Below are 18270 nucleotides of genomic sequence, written 5' to 3'. Positions count from 1 at the left end.
ATTAACTATATATTCTAGATTTAGAAATAGTAGCGTCTAGACATAATACATAATTATGAAATGCTTATGATTCTTTCTAACGGAATGATTGTAGACTGTTTTAGAATAACTTCTTTATCGGTTATTCCCCATATAGTAGTTTCTACTCTTTTTAAACCTTTATCATCTACAAAGACAATTCTTACTTTATGATGCTCTAGATTTCCTAAAGAGAGGGCTCTTTGTAATTCTAAGAATCGATCAATTTGATCTTTTCTTTTATTTAAAACATCTTCTTTGGGGAATTTTAAAAATTTAATCTGCTCTTTTTGTACCATTTGTACATTCATGTTTGGGGCCATAAGTGCTGAGTTTGGTTGAATTTTTATTTTAATAAAAAACTAGTGTTTACTTTTCTTTTCTGCTAAATATAGTACATTTTATCCTAAAAAAATGCATTTAATCTATATTTTTTATTAAAAAGATATTAACTTGTAAGAATTATCACTGTTGATAATTTTTATTTGATAGATGCTAATTTTGTTTATGTTTTATTTCTAATAGATAATAGCTATTGCATTATATACTGCTGTTAATTATAAGGTGTTTGATGAAATTTATTTCTTATTTACCAATTGATTTTTAGTGATATAGGTAATAATTGATCAATGTTGAAAAGATATTGGTGTTCGCTAAAAGTTATTGACTGTGATTTGTTTACAAAAAATGCAAAGTACGTTTCCATAACCGTAGTTCTTTCCTTAAATTTCGCCTTTAAATATAATGTTACTTTGGAAGAATATTTAGCAGAATTAAATGATGCACAACGAGCGCCTGTACTTCAGGTAGATGGGCCGATGATTGTTATTGCGGGTGCTGGCTCGGGTAAAACAAGAGTACTTACATATCGTATTGCTTATTTAATGCATAAGGGTGTAGATTCTTTTAATATACTATCCTTAACATTTACCAACAAAGCAGCCCGCGAAATGAAAAAGCGAATCGCAGATATTGTTGGTTCAAGCGAGGCTAAAAACCTTTGGATGGGTACGTTTCACTCAATATTTGCAAAAATATTAAGGTTCGAAGCTGATAAATTAGGCTACCCGTCTAATTTTACAATTTATGATACTCAGGATTCTCAACGATTAATAGCTTCTATAATCAAAGAAATGGGACTCGATAAGGATATCTACAAATATAAGCAGGTATACTCCCGTATTTCTTCATATAAAAACAGTTTAATTACTGTAAAAGCATATTTTCAGAATGCAGAACTGGTAGAAGCCGATGCTATGGCAAAACGCCCTAGAATGGGGGAGATTTATCAACATTATGTAGATCGTTGTTTTAAGGCTGGCGCGATGGATTTTGATGATCTTTTATTAAAAACGAATGAATTATTAAACCGCTTTCCGGATGTACTTGCTAAATACCAAAATAGATTTAGATATATCCTGGTAGACGAGTATCAGGATACAAATCATTCTCAATATCTTATCGTAAGAGCATTATCAGATAAGTTTCAGAATATTTGCGTGGTAGGAGATGATGCGCAGAGTATTTATGCTTTCCGCGGAGCGAACATTAATAATATTCTTAATTTCCAAAGAGATTATGATAATGTACAGCAATATCGATTAGAACAAAATTATAGATCTACTAAAAATATTGTAGAAGCAGCAAACTCTATTATAGATAAAAACAAAACCAAACTGGATAAAGTAGTTTGGACTGCTAATGACGACGGGCCTAAGATAATTGTAAATCGATTATTAACTGATGGAGATGAAGGTCGATACGTTGCGAGTTCGATTTTTGAAAACCAAATGCAACATCAATTAGGTAACGGGCAATTTGCAGTATTATACAGAACCAATGCGCAATCCAGAGCTATTGAAGATGCGTTACGCAAACGAGATATAAAATATAGAATCTACGGGGGGCTTTCTTTTTATCAGAGAAAGGAAATTAAAGATGTATTGGCATATTTGCGATTAGTGATTAATCCTAAGGATGAGGAGGCTTTAAAGCGAGTAATTAATTATCCGGCCAGAGGAATTGGTGCAACAACCGTAGATAAATTAATAGTTGCAGCAAATCACTACGATCGTTCTATTTTTGAAGTTATCGAAAATCTGGATCGTATTAATCTAAAGATTAATAGTGGCACCAAAACGCGATTAGAAAACTTTATTAACATGATTAAAAGTTTTCAAATCACTAATGAGACTTCCGATGCATTCGTGTTAGCCGAAATGGTGGCTAAAAAAACAGGATTGCTGCAAGAACTTAAAAAAGATGGTACTCCAGAAGGTATTGCAAGGATCGAAAATATAGAAGAATTGCTTAATGGTATACGTGATTTTGTAGAAGGACAGAAGGAAGTAGCAGATGTAAGAGGATCATTAGCAGAATTTTTGGAAGATGTTGCTTTGGCTACAGATCTGGATCAGGATACGGGAGATGATGATAGAGTTGCGTTAATGACCATTCACCTGGCAAAAGGTCTAGAATTTCCATATGTGTATATCGTAGGAATGGAAGAAGATCTTTTTCCGTCAGGAATGAGTATGAATACCCGAAGTGAACTCGAGGAAGAACGACGCCTGTTTTATGTAGCATTAACACGAGCAGAAAAACAAGCGTACCTTACCTATACACAATCTCGTTATCGATGGGGTAAACTGGTAGATGCCGAACCTAGCCGGTTTATTGAAGAAATAGATGAGAAATTTTTAGAATATATTACACCAATAGAAAGTTATCGATATAAACCATTAATTGATTCTGATATTTTTGGAGAAGTCGATAAGAGTAAATTACGACTTAAAAAACCGGTTTCTGGATCACCACCATTAGCACATAAGCCAACAGAAGAACAATTACGTAAACTAAGAAAACTTAGACCTACATCTAGCGGCACGACTGATGTATCATCTAATACGAATCTCTTTGATCAGGATCTTATACCAGGAACAGCAGTTGAACATATGCGATTTGGTAAAGGAAAAATTATTAAAGTTGAAGGAGTTGGACAAGATAAGAAAGCCGAAATTCACTTTGAAAAGGGAGGGATAAAAAAGTTATTGCTTCGTTTTGCAAAGTTGAAGGTGTTATAATACTGCTAATTGCTTAGGTTAAGGGTTAGCTTTTTATACTGTATTTTATAGTATCTTTATTTACAATCATTTTATATGGCAGAGTTCATAAAATTATATAATGAAAACCCAAATCCTCGTGAAATACAACAAGTAGTTAATTGTTTGCGTAATGGAGGATTGGTTATTTATCCTACAGATACAGTATATGGGTTAGGATGTGATATTACAAATAATAGAGCTTTGGAACGAATTGCACAGATCAAAGGTGTAAAATTGGCAAAAGCTAACTTTTCGTTCATATGTAAAGATTTAAGTAATCTTTCTGATTATGTAAGACAAATTGATAATAGAACATTTAAATTGTTAAAAAGAACACTTCCGGGGCCATATACTTATATTCTTCCGGGGAGTAATAATTTGCCTACGGTTTTTAAAAAAAGAAAAACAGTTGGTATTCGTGTTCCTGATAATACGATTTGCACAACTATCGTAGAAGAATTAGGAAACCCTATTGTATCTACTTCGATATACGACGAAGATGAAGTAATAGAATATACCACAGACCCAGAATTGATATTAGAAAAATGGGGTAATCTTGTGGATATGGTAATCGATGGTGGATATGGTGATAATATACCATCTACAATTATTGACCTTACTAGCGGAGAACCAATATTACTTAGAGAAGGTAAGGGGAGTATCGACATTATCTAGCCGAGATAAAAAACTTTTTATGAACGTTGCTTTCTTACCCCAGTATGATCTATTCCCTGGTTTCTTTCTAATTTTATCATTTCTTTTGGCCTAAAATTTAGGATTAAAGCTCTTCGTTGGCTATCGGTAGTGTTTCCTTTACTATAATGTAGCGTGAAACCATCATGAAAAGTGCATCCGCCGACTTGTAAAGGAACAGGTATCGCATGAGTTGTATCGGCGTTACAATATAAAGCTCCTCCATTTGGTAAATTGTTATGTTTTAATATTTGTTGATCTGGTACCGGTAGAAACCACATACAACCATTACTCTCATATACATTATCTAAAGCTATCCAGCAACTTACAGCTCTCTTATCAGGTAAATTTATCCAATACGCAGCATCTTGGTGCCATGGGGTAGGAGTGTTAGTATGAGGTGCTTTATTAATAAGCATATCAAAATCTAATTCCATATCATCTCCCAATAATTTTTTCGCATAATGTAATGCCTTTTTATATGCGATATGACCTAGTATTTTAGGCACCACCAAACTTGGTCTCATGATTTGAGTAATCCGTTCAATTGCCTTGTTGGTAGTATCGATCCCTGCTAAATCACTTCTTAAATGCGTTGTTTTTTCCTTGTCATTCAATACACTGTTGTAGATCTCTAATAATTTTTCGGCTTCTGTACTATCAAAAAGCTGATCTATTTTGGTGTATCCCTTGGTTAAAAACTCATTTTTTATAGTGTCCATTTTATCGTATTGTTTTTATCCAAAGATGAATAAAACATCTTTATAAATCTTCTAAATTTGTACTACCTTACTTTTTTATACAAAATGAATACAAATTCAGAAGAACGTATAGTACATTTTTTACCAGATTATGGTATTAATGGTTGTTTGCAATTTGGATATTATAAATATTCTAAAGCACAACCTCAATTACCAATACATGAACATCGCAATGCTATAGAACTATGTTTTTGCATTAAAGGAGAGCAACATTATGTAATTGGTGAAGAATTATTTCAATTGCGTGGCAATGACATTCTTATCATTCCTCCTAATAAAGAACATGGTACTGGAGAATATCCCGAGGATAAAGGAGAACTATTCTGGTTACAAATTAGTTGTTCTGATAAACAGGATAGATTATGTAATTTATCAGAAGAGCATTCAAAATATCTTCTGCAAGTGTTAGAAAATATTTCAGAGCGAATTTTTAAAGGAGCATTTCAGATTAAATTTATGCTCGAAAAACTTTTAAATGAGCTAAAAACAAGCAGTAATATTCTATCCGAAATAACTATAAACCAACTCATTGTTCAGACCATATTAGAAGTGTTGACCCTTTCAAAAAGAAAACAAGGTAGCCTTCCTTTAAAAAGATTAAATGATATCGATACTTATATTTTGAATAATTTACATCGTATTATCTATGTTGATGAACTAGCAAATATTTGTAACGTTTCTGTCGGTTATTTTAAATTCTGGTTCAAAAACATCAAAGGTATTCCTCCCAAAGAGTATATAAATAGATTAAAAATTGAGCAGTCAAAAATCGATTTATTGAAGAAAGATAGTATTACTACGGTCGCTTTTGACTTAGGGTTTAGTTCATCTCAATATTTTTCAACCACTTTCAAAAAGTTTACAGGGTATACTCCAAAAACCTATATTTCTATACAAAGTAATACTAGATAATTTTTAAGTTTAATAACACCTCTTCATATGACTAATCTATACTTACTAATATGATATAAATTGTATCTAATTTTGACATAAAACCACGTATAAATACGTGTATAATGCCATAGGATTTTTATTAACTTTAAGAAAACTTAAAACCAATAAAATGAGTACCAGGAAACTACCTAAATTCAGAATTTATCCTTCTATAGGTATTGCGCGATTAGGAAACGGTCCCGCCACAAAAGATCAGGTTATTTTTAGTCCAGAGATTCCCTGGGCTAATTTGTTTGATACAGACCAACACTATCTTACCGAGGAAGGAGCTTTAAAAAAACAAGCTCAGCGATTTTATATTTATGAATGTGATGATAATGGAGTACCTGTTAAGCAAATAGATGCTGGTGATTATGATATTGAATGGACGGTAGAAGTAGCTAATAAGAAGCCATTTTGGTATGATTTTAATAATAGTTTGGATCTCTCTGTATTATCCGAAAATCAAAATTTATCTCCAAATTTTGTAAAAAACAAGTTGGCACCAGGTATCGGAGCAAAACGAAGAAATCCTAATGTCTTAAACCAGTCCATGAGAGTAGAAGGAGGATATGATTATCGTAAAGAACTGGTGAATCACCCAGGAAAGACAAAAGTTAATGCTACGGATCAACGTGAGGTAATTCGCGGAAAATTTCCGTCGGATAATGGTGGGATTAGTAAATTAGCGGCTAGTATGAATACTTCTTCTAAGTCTGTTGATCTTGGTACTATCGAATATGATGCAGGGACATTAATTTTTTATGGAGCAGATGGTATTTCGGCATCTCTAAATCCATCAGACCTTAATAATGATTTTGCAGATAACTCTAATTGGTATGATGATATATGTGATGGAAGGGTTACCGCATCTATTGTTTCTAAGAAAAATGGGGACACATATCATTTGGATGATGCACTATCTTCTGCCTGGATAGCTACTGCACCGCCAGATTATGCACCACAGATTCAGCCGATATCTACGATGTTTGATTTAATTGCCGGAGCAGCTAATGAGAGCTACACTCCCGAATTGAGCTTGGTATTTCCGATATTTTATCGTCTTTACAGGATGCAATGGGTTAACCTGGGAGATTTCCTTTCTCCATCATTTAAAGAGACAATCGATAAACTTATGGCAGATGGAAAATTTAAATATCTCTATAAAAAAGAACCGAAAAAAGAAGCGGATGCTGTAAGAAAACAAATATTCGATCTCTTTAGAGATCCTTCATATCATTATAATAATGAGCCTATTATACCAAGCAAAGATAAAACTGATGTTGTAAATAGAGGTAGCGGAACCGATGAATTAAAACTTCCTTATTATCCAGGAGATGCAATTGATTATCCAGGAAGTCCAGCTCAGTGGTTTGCTATTCCGCCAATGCTCTATGAACAACTTGAAAACTGGAAAGATGGTAAATTTGAAACGCCTCCTGATTTTGATTTTCAGACCATAGATGAGATGGGTTCATTTTATCAAAATCAATTTTTAGAAGCTACCAAAGATGAATCTAAAAAACCTTTATTAATGACCAGGGCTGTATTAGAAACCTTATATGGTGGTGGGTTTCATCCAGGAGTAGAGTTAACCTGGCCTATGCGGCATAATCTTATTTATGCAGAGAATAGTATGACCTATCAATGGATCACCGAAGGAGCTTTTAAATATGGGTTTTATGGATTAAGAGAAGTTCGTCTTAATGCTGCTACTAGTAAAGAACAAAACGATATATTTTATAATGATTTTGGGTTTCAGATGAATTCTGAAGATATTCGTGAATCTATGAATCCCAAAAGTGAGAAAAATTGGTTGTGGAAACTTACACCCGGTGATCTTACCAAGTGGATGGGGATTCCGTGGCAATCTGATGCAGGTAGTTGTCAGGCAGTTTTTGTAGAGAAACAATATCCTATTCCGTCATGGTGGGCAGCTAATTTACCTGTACATGTGTTTCCTCAGGAGAGTTACCAAAAGCTTCTCGATCCTAATATTTTGGAGGATACCAAACGTAATATTTATGCAAATCGCCTGGCCTGGTTGCACACGGCAGATACAGGATTTATAGGATATCATGCAGAAGGCGGATATCTTAATGGACTCATTAATATGGTATATCAATGGGACAAAATAGGAATAGTCACTGGTAGAAAATTAGATATAGATATAGAAGGATTGCCCAAAACGGTATATGTTTCTTATAGCGGAAAAGAAGCTGATAAAAAATAATGAATACAGATGTTATTATTGTAGGTAAAGGTATTGCAGGATTAGTGTTGTCGCTTCTTTTGAAGAAAAAAGGAATACAGCACCTGGTTTTGGATCGTAAAAGCAAGAAGAAACACTTTGCTTTGGCAGAAACATTACCCCCTTCTTCAATGCCTTTATTACATTCTCTTGATCTCTTAAAGATATTTGAAAAAAATGCAATCAGGAAAACATACGGCTATCATTCGATGTGGGGAAATACAAGGATAGTAAATAATAATTTTTTCTCTCAATTGTCATATAAAAATGGTTTAAAGATTGATAAGAGAGCTGTATTAGATGATCTCGAGCAACTATGTGATGAGAATGTGATGTGTTATGAAAAAATACTGAATATGGTAATTTCTAAAGAAGAAGTTCGTGTAGAAGTAGAAAATAATCATCAAAAACAAACCATTACCGCAAAAATGATTATTGACGCTACAGGTAGAAATCGTGCTATTCTTAAGAAATTAAACATTCCTATTCGATTATATGATAACCTTATCTCTTTTAGTTGTCACTTACCAAAAGTAGAACATCCAAAATTAACATATGATGTATTTGTAGAATCTTTTGAAGACGGTTGGGGGATTGTTTCTGGTTTAGATGAAAAAACCAATGTGTTGTCGATTTTTACAAACAGAGAAAACCTGGTTCAACTAAAACTACGAGAGTATTCTAATTGGCAATCGGTTTTATCTAAAACAACTTTGTTAAAAGATTTTCTGGTAGAACAATCTGAAGTGAAAATTATAGGATCAGATGCAAATTCATCTATAGCCAATTATTTATCGGGAGAAAATTGGATGGCGGTAGGAGATGCTGCTTTATCTTTTGATCCTCTTTCTTCTCATGGCATAGCTAATGCGATTTATACAGTGAGAGAAGCTTCAAATGCTATAGAATTTTATGTTTTAACGGGCGATAGAAGAGGGTTTGTAACATATTCTAAAACATTATTTTCTGTTTTTGATAGTTATTATTTGGTGAAAAATGAATTGTACAAAGCAGAATCCAGGTGGAAAGAATCTTCTTTTTGGAAGAAATTTTTTCAACAAGGAGAAGAGAGGGGGGAGAACAAAACTCATAATTTTCCGAGACAGAGTGGTACAGGTATTATTTTGGATTAATGAAAGAAAGTAAGTATCTAATGAAATATAAAAAGGGAGATCAAAATGATCTCCCTTTTTAGTATTATGTATAGAAAATATTTTTTATTTTCCTGAAGCTTTTTTCATACCATCTTCAATCATATTATAAAACTGATCAAGTTTTGGTAATACTACGATTCTTGTACGTCTGTTTTTTGCTTTATTTGCAGCAGAACTATTATCGGTTACCGGTACATAATAACTTCTTCCTGCAGCAGTCATACGTTTTGGATCAACTTTAAAGTCATTTTGTAATACTCTTACTACAGAAGTAGCACGTTTTACACTTAAATCCCAGTTATCCAATAATACTTTGTTTTTGATAGGCACATTATCTGTATGACCTTCTACTAAGAATTCGATGTCTGGCTTATCATTAACAACTTTTGCTACTTTACCTAATACTTCACGAGCTCTTGCAGAAACATTATAGCTACCACTCTTGAAAAGTAACTTATCAGAAATAGAAACATAAACTACTCCTTTTTCTACATTAATCTCGATATCTTCATCAGCAAGATTTCCTAAAGCTCCCTTAAGACTTGTTACAAGTGCTAGGGTTACAGAATCCTTTTTGGTAATAGCATCCTGCATAGTTTTAATTTGTAAATCTTTTTCTTTAATACTTTCTAGAGATTTTTCTAGGTTTTCTGCTTCTTTAGTAGAGAGCGTGGCCAAGTTACCTACATTGTTTAATAGAGCAGAGTTTTGATTTTTAAGATTAGATACTTGATCTTGAAGAACCTTAAGTTGCGAAGTTGAACTTGCTTTTTCTTCAAGGCAGCTATTTAATTTAACCGTTGCGGAGTTTAGTAAATCTTCAGTTTCTTTTTGTTTGGCTTCTAATTCTGAAAACTTCTTCTGTGAAACACAGGAAGATAGTAGAATTGCTAGAGAGGCCCCAATAATCATTGCTTTTTTCATTAGAAAATTTGTTTTTAGTCTTATTCTGGTTATATAACTCAAAATTATTAAAAATGTGACGTAATGCTAGGTCACATTAACAATAATTTATTATATCTCCTTATAATTGATCAAAATGTTTACGTTTTAAAATAAAATACTGCCATACAACGGAAAAAAGAGAATAATATTTCCCCGTTTTTGAAAGTTTTTTGCGTTTTTTATTAAAAGTGTTAAAATTAATATAGAAACTAATATGTGCTTTGAAAATAGCTGCAAAATGAGAAAATTTTCCTTGTGTAATAAACCTAATTGCAGCAAGCCCATCTAGAATCATTCGTATAAAAATCAAAAACCAAACGGTATTTCCTGGTACATTTTTAATCAGAAGATATAGGCTGTTTCTAAAATTTAGAAATGTTTTTCTGGGATTCATCGCATCCAAAGTTGCTCCTCCTAGATGATAAATTGTCGACGAACCTTCATAAAGTATGGTATAGCCATTGCTATGTACACGCCAGCAAAGATCGATCTCTTCTTGATGAGCAAAAAAATCTTCATCTAGTTTTCCAACCTCTTCAAATACCTGTTTTCTTATAAACATGCATGCTCCACTCGCCCAAAATATAGTAGTAGTATCATCATATTGCCCATTATCTTCTTCGAGAGTATCAAATATTCGTCCTCTACAATATGGGTATCCCAGCTTATCGATATACCCACCTGCAGCTCCTGCATACTCAAAATGAGTCTTCTTTTTATAATCAAGGATTTTGGGTTGTATAGCTGCAACTTTTGTACGGGATTTAAACGTTTCACGAATGGGAACCAACCAATCTTTGGTAACTTCAACATCACTATTTAAAAGACAAAAAACGTCAGCTTCAATTTTTGATAAAGCATCATTATATCCTTTAGCATAGCCGCCATTGACTTTGTTTTGAATAATTTTAACTTCGGGAAAAATGGTGGTTACAAAAGCAACAGAATCATCTGTAGAAGCATTATCAGCAAGATAAATAGTAGCTTCTTTAGAATTTTTGATCACCGAAGGTAAAAATTGTTCTAATAATGATTTTCCATTCCAATTTAATATGACGACTGCGATATTCACGTCTGCAAAGTAAAAGGAATAATTGAGATAAATTCAAATAAAAAAGAATAAAGTATTCCTTGTTGAATTAATACCATATCTGGTTACATATTTGGAATATTAATTTTTTGAGTTAAGCAACTGTATTATTATGAGTAACGAAGCATACCGTTATTTGTAATCTGGTATATTTTTTAGAAAAGTATACTGTTGATCGGTATAATTCATTTGACAATAATAATGCTCTAAACCATTAGTGATCATTAAATACTCTGAGTCTAAGGCAAGATTGTATCTCGCAATTTGATCAAATACTTTTTGTGTGATTTTTATACGAGCAGATTTGCACTCTACGATAAGAAAAATACTGCCATCTGGATTAAATATGATAATGTCATAACGTTTATTAAGTCCATTGAGTTGTATTAGTTTTTCTACATTAATTAAGCTTTCGGGGTATTTTTTTTCTTCAATAAGATAATGAATGGTATGTTGCCGTACCCATTCTTCTGGAGTAAGGATGATGAATTTTTTACGAATTCTGTCAAAAATAGAAACTTTATTTTCGCTATTTTTGAACCTGAACTGATACCCTGGAAAGTTAAGCTTTTGCATAACACAAATTTGATGATTTTTTCTGAATGGATGAAGTAAAACAAATCGTAAGTGATATAAAAAACGGAAACATTAAACCAGTCTATTTTCTTATGGGAGAAGAACCATATTATATAGATAGGATTTCTCAATTTATTGATAAGAATGTACTTGCCGAAGAAGAAAAAGGGTTTAACCAAATGGTGTTGTATGGTCGTGATATAAGTATAGAAGATATTGTGGCCAATGCAAAGCGTTTTCCGATGATGGCAGAAAGACAAGTAGTCATTGTTAAAGAAGCCCAGGAATTATCCAGAACGATTGAAAAATTGGCAGATTACGTAGAAAACCCACAGCCTTCTACTGTTTTGGTAATATGCTATAAATATAAAAAGATAGATAAGAGAAAGAAACTCTATAAGGTAGTTGCGAAGAATGGGGTTATTTTTGAAAGTAAAAAACTGTACGAAAATCAGGTTTCTGATTGGATAAGAAGAGTTCTTGGTGGGGCTAAATATACTATTGAACCCAAAGCATCCCAAATGCTGGTAGAGTTTTTGGGAACCGATCTTAGTAAAATAAATAATGAGTTAGAAAAACTAAAATTAATTATTCCTTCAGGAACTCAGATTACCGCCGATCAAATTGAAGAGAATATTGGGATTAGTAAAGAGTTTAACAATTTTGAACTTCGAAAGGCGATAGGAACCAGAAATGGAGTTAAAGCACATCTTATCATAAATTATTTTGCACAAAACCCAAAAGACAACCCATTAGTGGTTACAATTTCTTTACTGTATAGCTTTTTTTCTCAGGTATTACAATATCACGGCTTAACCGATAAATCACAGCGTAATGTTGCCAGTGCTTTAAAAATCAATCCATACTTTGTAAAAGATTACTCAGAAGCGGCTCATAATTACCCTATGAAAAAAGTAAGTGGGATTATTGCTTATCTAAGAGATGCCGATGTAAAAAGTAAAGGTGTAGGAGCAACAAACCTTCCACAAGGTGATATTCTTAAAGAACTTCTGGTAAAAATAATGGGATAACTTACACCTTAGGATTTGTAGCAAAAACGGTAGCTTCGGTAATAAATCCTCGATCGTCCATTTCTAAAAGACTACTAATAGTATGGGCAATTTCTTCTCCTCTAAGTTTAGTTTGCTGTTCTGCTTCGGTGTATTGTTTTGTTTTAGAATTATGATCTACTCTATTATCTGCAAAACCAGTCATTACCTCACTTGGGTTTACCTGCATAACTCTAATGTTATGAGGGCGTAACTCGTTTCTCCAACTTTCGGTCATACCTCGTAAAGCAAATTTGGTAGCAACATATGGCGAGGCTGTTGGAGAGCCCTTTAGTGAAGAAGTAGACCCTATATTAATAATATTTCCATATTCTTGTGAAACAAAATGCTTTGCCGACTCTTTGGCGCATAGTGTAGCACCTAGAATATTAGTTTTAAATTGATCGATAAATTTATCAACTTCGATATCAATAAGCTTTGAAATATATCCATAACCAGCGTTATTAACCAATACATTAAGTCCATTCATTTTATTTTTGGCTTGTTGCACCATATTCCGAACTTGATTTTCTTCGGTTACGTCTGCCTTTATATACTCTATGTTTAGTGCTTTTGCAGTTTCCTGTAATGTGGTTTCGTTTCTTCCAGAAATGATTACTTGTGCTCCTTTTTCTTTTAAAAGCTTAGCAGTGGCTTTTCCTATTCCCGAATTACCACCTGTAATTAATACTTTGGCATTTTTAATATTCATAATCTGTGCAATTTTCTTTAGTTGAATATCAAAAATACAGTATGTATTCTAAATCTTTTGTTAAGCCTGATTATATTTTTCTATGGAATTGGGAGATATGAGAAATCTTTTACTTCGGTCATCACAAAAGAACTTTGTACTTTAGAAATATTTTCTAGAGAAGCTAGTTTATTCGATAAAAAATCCTGATACCGCTCCATATCCTCTGCATAGATTTTAATTAAGTAGTCAAACATACCCGCTACATGATAGCACTCTACAACTTCGGGGAATTGTTGGATGTCTTTTTCAAATTTTTTTAAATAATCGGTTTGATGAAGATTTAAGGTAACATTACAAAACACCATCAATTGTAATCCCGTTTTTTTACGATCTAAAATTGCTTTATATGATTTTATGTAGCCTTCACGTTCTAATTTTTTTACACGCTCAAAAATCGGAGTGGTAGTTAGGTTTAATCTTTCTGCGATTTCTTTAATCGTAATTTTACCATCTTTTTGTAATAACAATAATATTGACCGATCTATTTTATCCATAATAATTTTCTATATAAAGTCCGATAATATACCAAATATAGAATAAAATTCTATTGAAATTAAAAATGAAAATTATTTTTTCTTAAAATTAATAATAATAAGGTTTTTAATTCTTTTAGAAGTAGTTTTAGGGATTGAAAAAAGTATTTAGGATATCAATTCAATTTAAGAAGGTAATAGTAAATACACTAATCTATATTGGTAGTAGTGCTATTATTAAAAAAGAATAAAATAGTATAAATGAAGAAACACGATTTTAACCCGGAGAGTTTAATGATGACTCATGGTTATAAACCAGAATTATCAGAAGGAGCCATAAAGTGCCCCATTTTTCAAACATCAACCTTTGTTTTTAAAACTGCAGAAGAGGGAAAAGCTTTTTTTGAATTGGCTTATGGTTTACGGGAGAAATCTCCAAAAGAAGAACTTGGTCTTATTTATAGTAGAATTAATAATCCTAATCTGGAAATCCTGGAAAACCGTCTATGCTTATGGGATAAAGCAGATGATTGTGCGGTTTTTGAGAGTGGAATGTCTGCAATAAGTACAGTGTTGTTAGAATTTCTTAACCCTGGAGATTTGTTAGTATACAGTAACCCATTATATGGAGGAACGGATCATTTTATTCATCATTTTTTGGATAAAATAGGAGTACATACAATAGGAGTAATGCCAAATCAAAGCACAGACGAAGTGATTAAAATGATCGAAGATTCTGGAAAATCAGATCGATTAGCTATGATTTATCTCGAAACTCCTGCCAATCCAACTAATGATATTGTTGATATCGAAAAATATAGCCAGATTGCAAAAAAGTTTAGTACTAATGACAGAAAAGCTTTGGTTGCTGTAGATAATACGTATATGGGACCATTATGGCAACACCCTTTACAATGTGGAGCAGACTTGGTACTGTACTCTGCTACAAAATATATAGGGGGGCATAGTGATCTTATTGCAGGAGCAGTTTTAGGGAATGCAGAACTAATGTTAAGGGTAAAAACTCTTCGTACTTTTCTAGGAAATATGGTAAGTCCACATACAGCATGGTTAATGCTTAGGAGTTTAGAAACTTTAAAAGTAAGGATGGATCAGCAAACAAAAAATGCTCAGATCATTGCTGATTATTTAAATAATCACCCTAAAATTGAAAATGTCTACTATTTGGGATTATTAGAAGAAGAAACAGAAGGGTATAAAACATTTAGAAAACAATGCTCTGCGCCAGGAGCAATGGTATCTTTTGATATCATAGGAGGAGAAGAAGAAGCATTTATATTCCTTAACAACCTTAAACTAATGAAACTGGCAGTAAGTTTAGGGGGAACAGAAAGCTTGGCAGAACACCCTAAAACAATGACACATGCAGGTGTAGATGAAGAGCAAAGACAACAAATGAATATTACAGATCAATTGGTAAGGTTATCAATAGGAGTAGAGCATTCTGGAGATTTGATCTGGGATTTAGAACAGGCATTGGAAAAAGTAAAACTCAACCCTAAATTAGAGCTAGAAAAATTATAAAAATTAGAATTTTACTTATAAAAAAGCACAGTTAATTTTTTAACTGTGCTTTTTATTATTATATACTCTATTATATTATAGATCGATATGTTACCCTTTATTTTCGCAAATATTTTTGAGTGTTGTTAAACCTTTATTCCAATCTTTACCCATCATTTCTTCCATATCGGTAAATAAATTCATAAGGTTAAAAGGGTAGGGCATTTCACTCTGAAATCCCCATGTTACTTTTGTAGTATTGCCTTCGTTTTGCACTTTAATATATCCCTTGGCTTCACTTTCATAAGGTTCATAAAATTTAAGATCAGTTTCAAAAAGACTAGGTTTTTCAATTTTAGCAATAGTTTGACTGCCTTTACCTACTTCTTTTACATCACTATCCCAGCTAGTTGTTGCTCCAATTGTCCCATCAGTACCCGTAAACTCTTTTTTCATATTTGGGTCATAATCATTCCAGGGATTCCATTTATCTAAATCGGCAAGACTGTTTACATTTTCCCATACGACCTCTATAGGAGCGTCGATACTAACAGATTTTTCATAAACTACTTCTTTAGAAACAAAGACTGCCGCTATTAGGATAATGGCGATAATTGCAATAAGTACAATTCCTATTTTTTTTAAAATTTTCATATTGTTGTTTATTTATAATTAAAGTTAGATTCAAAATATAATACATTTAACAACAAAGGCCAGGTTCATAATTTATTACTTCAGAAAAGGGGAGGTATACAAATTTAAAAGTTTTTTATGAATATGTATATTTTTAAAAATCTGTAGGATCCTATGAGTTTATCCAAATTAGAATTTTTAAGAGATATAAGGGAGGTACACTAATAAAAATATTGTATTTATACTTATTATTTAACTCTTCTGGCTTCAAAAGTTTTAAACAGAAAACTTTTATACGCCCTTATAAAACAAAGATCAGTATTGTCACTATTAATCCAAACTTTTACAATATAGCTTTTACCGCTATCTGCATTATAAATAGTTCCACCAGATAATACTCCGTCTTTATATTTTAAATTCTCTAAAATATTCATTCCAAGTAAAGGACGCCCTTGAAGTTCTTTTTGAGGATTTTTATTATCCAAGCCATTAAGATTAGATAATGGGCGTTCTGCTCGTTTATCAATTTTTCCAAAAAAATAATCCCCATCTCTATAGATTTCGATAATCGATCCTCCTTTAATTTTCCACTTTCCAACATAGGTATCGGGACTTACAGAAGATGATAGAAAAAGAAGGGATAATGCTAAGAATATGATAAATTTCATTAATGTAAACTTAGCAATTAAATTAGATTTATCCTTAAAAAAAACTAAAATGATTTATGTTGTAATGCAAAAAAAAAGCCTTACTCTCTGTTTTACAACATATTGTAAGGCCTTCTTGTTTTAAAGTATAGAATTGTTATTTCAAACTACCTACCATATCTTCTGGTTTTACCCACTCGTCAAATTCTTGTTCGGTTACATATCCTAAAGCTACGGCTTCGTGTTTTAGAGTTGTACCATTTTGGTGAGCAGTATTAGCAATTTCGGCAGCTTTATAATATCCGATTTTGGTATTTAAAGCTGTAACTAACATTAATGAATTATTCAATAATTCAGTAATTCTTTTTTGGTTAGGTTCGATTCCCTGAGCACAATGCTCATCAAAAGAAATACAGGCATCCCCAATGAGTTGAGCACTTTGAAGTAAGTTCGAAGCCATAACAGGTTTAAATACATTCAATTCAAAATGCCCTTGCATTCCTCCAACATTAATAGCTACATCATTACCCATAACTTGTGCACATACCATAGTTAATGCTTCACATTGCGTAGGGTTTACTTTACCTGGCATAATAGAACTTCCTGGTTCATTGGCAGGAATAATTAGTTCACCAATTCCACTTCTTGGTCCAGAAGCAAGCATACGAATATCATTTCCTATTTTATTTAATGAAACTGCTAATTGTTTTAAAGCACCGTGACTTTCTACAAAAGCATCATGCGCAGCCAATGCTTCAAATTTATTCTCTGCTGTGATAAATGGTAAACTGGTAAATTGTGCAATAAATTCTGAAACGCGTTTAGCATACCCTTTTGGGGTATTTAATCCAGTTCCTACAGCAGTTCCTCCTAATGCTAATTCTGCCATATGAGGTAAGGTGTTTTCTAAAGCCTTAATTCCGTGATCCAATTGAGAAACATATCCTGATAATTCTTGCCCTATCGTAAGTGGTGTAGCATCCATAAAGTGGGTACGACCAATTTTCACTACATTTTTAAACTCTTCAGACTTTTTCTTTAGGGTATCTCTTAATTGAATTACCCCCGGAATAGTTACTTCTACTATTTTTTTATAGGCTGCAATGTGCATTCCTGTAGGAAAAGTATCGTTTGATGATTGAGATTTATTAACATCATCATTTGGTTGTAATGTTTTATCTCCTTCACCAATTGTTTTGCCAGCTAATTGATGTGCTCTATTGGCAATAACTTCATTTACATTCATATTACTTTGCGTACCAGAACCGGTTTGCCAGATCACCAAGGGAAATTGGTTATCATGTTTTCCTTCTAGTATTTCATCACATACTTGAGAAATAAGATCTCTTTTCTCTATCGGTAATACGCCTAATTCGCAATTTGTATATGCTGCAGCTTTTTTTAAGTAAGCAAAACCATATACAATTTCTAATGGCATAGATGCTGATGCACCAATTTTAAAATTATTTCTGGAACGCTCAGTTTGTGCTCCCCAAAGCTTATCAGCAGGTACTTTTACCTCGCCCATCGTATCCTTCTCTATTCTATATTCCATTTGTGGTAAGATGATTTGTTTTTTTTAAGAGTGCAAATTTAAGCATTTGCCTCACTATTTTTGAATAAAGTAGCTACTTTTTAGTAGATAAATTGAGATCATAAGAGATT

17 protein-coding genes are annotated in these 18270 nt (G+C 32.7%); 7 read left to right on the top strand and 10 right to left on the bottom strand.

Annotated elements, in window-relative coordinates:
- Positions 1 to 53: 53 nt before the first annotated feature.
- A complete protein-coding gene (locus ATO12_RS03965; RefSeq protein WP_051473707.1) occupies positions 54 to 341 on the bottom strand; it encodes a hypothetical protein in 288 nt (95 codons plus the stop codon).
- 429 nt (positions 342 to 770) lie between these two features.
- On the opposite strand from ATO12_RS03965, the gene ATO12_RS03960 reads away from it, so the two are divergent.
- A complete protein-coding gene (locus ATO12_RS03960) occupies positions 771 to 3101 on the top strand; it encodes an ATP-dependent helicase (protein WP_034239327.1) in 2331 nt (776 codons plus the stop codon).
- A gap of 75 nt (positions 3102 to 3176) precedes the next feature.
- Entirely contained in the window at positions 3177 to 3797 is a 621-nt protein-coding gene (locus tag ATO12_RS03955) for an L-threonylcarbamoyladenylate synthase (protein ID WP_034238855.1), read from the top strand.
- A 17-nt stretch (positions 3798 to 3814) separates the two neighbouring features.
- Here the strand turns inward: ATO12_RS03955 and ATO12_RS03950 are convergent, their stop codons facing one another.
- Positions 3815 to 4537, bottom strand: a complete 723-nt coding sequence (locus ATO12_RS03950; protein ID WP_081801957.1) for a phytanoyl-CoA dioxygenase family protein — start codon at positions 4535 to 4537, stop codon at positions 3815 to 3817.
- An 84-nt stretch (positions 4538 to 4621) separates the two neighbouring features.
- Between ATO12_RS03950 and ATO12_RS03945 the strand changes: the two genes are divergently transcribed.
- The 3 genes from ATO12_RS03945 (at position 4622) to ATO12_RS03935 (ending at position 8893) form a co-directional block, all read left to right on the top strand.
- Positions 4622 to 5488, top strand: a complete 867-nt coding sequence (locus tag ATO12_RS03945; RefSeq protein ID WP_034238852.1) for an AraC family transcriptional regulator — start codon at positions 4622 to 4624, stop codon at positions 5486 to 5488.
- A gap of 151 nt (positions 5489 to 5639) precedes the next feature.
- On the top strand, positions 5640 to 7742 hold the full coding sequence (locus ATO12_RS03940) for a LodA/GoxA family CTQ-dependent oxidase (RefSeq protein ID WP_131248767.1): 2103 nt from the start codon (positions 5640 to 5642) through the stop codon (positions 7740 to 7742).
- Positions 7742 to 8893: an NAD(P)/FAD-dependent oxidoreductase gene (locus ATO12_RS03935; protein WP_034238847.1), complete on the top strand. Its 1152-nt coding sequence runs from the start codon at positions 7742 to 7744 to the stop codon at positions 8891 to 8893. Before ATO12_RS03940 ends, ATO12_RS03935 begins: the two co-directional genes overlap by 1 nt.
- Before the next feature lie 84 nt (positions 8894 to 8977).
- Here ATO12_RS03935 and ATO12_RS03930 read toward each other — a convergent pair whose 3' ends face one another.
- The 3 genes from ATO12_RS03930 to ATO12_RS03920 all read right to left on the bottom strand — a co-directional run bounded on the left by ATO12_RS03930 (position 8978) and on the right by ATO12_RS03920 (position 11525).
- Positions 8978 to 9838, bottom strand: a complete 861-nt coding sequence (locus ATO12_RS03930; RefSeq protein ID WP_034238844.1) for an OmpA/MotB family protein — start codon at positions 9836 to 9838, stop codon at positions 8978 to 8980.
- A gap of 100 nt (positions 9839 to 9938) precedes the next feature.
- Positions 9939 to 10931 carry a glycosyltransferase family 2 protein gene (locus tag ATO12_RS03925; protein WP_034238841.1) on the bottom strand — a complete coding sequence of 331 codons (993 nt, stop codon included), beginning with the start codon at positions 10929 to 10931 and terminating at the stop codon, positions 9939 to 9941.
- Positions 10932 to 11081: 150 nt separating this feature from the next.
- Positions 11082 to 11525: a type I restriction enzyme HsdR N-terminal domain-containing protein gene (locus ATO12_RS03920; protein WP_034238839.1), complete on the bottom strand. Its 444-nt coding sequence runs from the start codon at positions 11523 to 11525 to the stop codon at positions 11082 to 11084.
- A gap of 26 nt (positions 11526 to 11551) precedes the next feature.
- On the opposite strand from ATO12_RS03920, the gene holA reads away from it, so the two are divergent.
- Positions 11552 to 12556 carry a DNA polymerase III subunit delta gene (holA, locus tag ATO12_RS03915; RefSeq protein ID WP_034238838.1) on the top strand — a complete coding sequence of 335 codons (1005 nt, stop codon included), beginning with the start codon at positions 11552 to 11554 and terminating at the stop codon, positions 12554 to 12556.
- Position 12557: 1 nt separating this feature from the next.
- Here the strand turns inward: holA and ATO12_RS03910 are convergent, their stop codons facing one another.
- Together ATO12_RS03910 and ATO12_RS03905 are read right to left on the bottom strand one after the other, a co-directional pair.
- Positions 12558 to 13286, bottom strand: a complete 729-nt coding sequence (locus tag ATO12_RS03910) for an SDR family oxidoreductase (RefSeq protein WP_034238837.1) — start codon at positions 13284 to 13286, stop codon at positions 12558 to 12560.
- Between the two features lie 80 nt (positions 13287 to 13366).
- Entirely contained in the window at positions 13367 to 13822 is a 456-nt protein-coding gene (locus tag ATO12_RS03905) for an Lrp/AsnC family transcriptional regulator (protein ID WP_034238836.1), read from the bottom strand.
- A gap of 240 nt (positions 13823 to 14062) precedes the next feature.
- Here ATO12_RS03905 and ATO12_RS03900 point away from each other — a divergent pair, with 240 nt between their 5' ends.
- Positions 14063 to 15346, top strand: coding sequence for a cystathionine gamma-synthase family protein (locus ATO12_RS03900; protein WP_034238834.1), 1284 nt, complete (start codon positions 14063 to 14065; stop codon positions 15344 to 15346).
- 90 nt (positions 15347 to 15436) lie between these two features.
- Here ATO12_RS03900 and ATO12_RS03895 read toward each other — a convergent pair whose 3' ends face one another.
- From ATO12_RS03895 to fumC, 3 genes are all read right to left on the bottom strand, one after another.
- A complete protein-coding gene (locus ATO12_RS03895) occupies positions 15437 to 15979 on the bottom strand; it encodes an SRPBCC family protein (protein ID WP_034238831.1) in 543 nt (180 codons plus the stop codon).
- A gap of 227 nt (positions 15980 to 16206) precedes the next feature.
- Positions 16207 to 16626 carry a DUF2147 domain-containing protein gene (locus ATO12_RS03890; RefSeq protein ID WP_034238829.1) on the bottom strand — a complete coding sequence of 140 codons (420 nt, stop codon included), beginning with the start codon at positions 16624 to 16626 and terminating at the stop codon, positions 16207 to 16209.
- Positions 16627 to 16762: 136 nt separating this feature from the next.
- Complete coding sequence (gene fumC / locus ATO12_RS03885; RefSeq protein ID WP_034238826.1) at positions 16763 to 18160, bottom strand: class II fumarate hydratase; 1398 nt, start codon at positions 18158 to 18160, stop codon at positions 16763 to 16765.
- Positions 18161 to 18270 lie beyond the last annotated feature (110 nt).

Source organism: Aquimarina atlantica, from assembly GCF_000626715.1.
GTDB lineage: Bacteria > Bacteroidota > Bacteroidia > Flavobacteriales > Flavobacteriaceae > Aquimarina > Aquimarina atlantica.
This window is presented reverse-complemented; position numbering and strand designations above follow the sequence as displayed.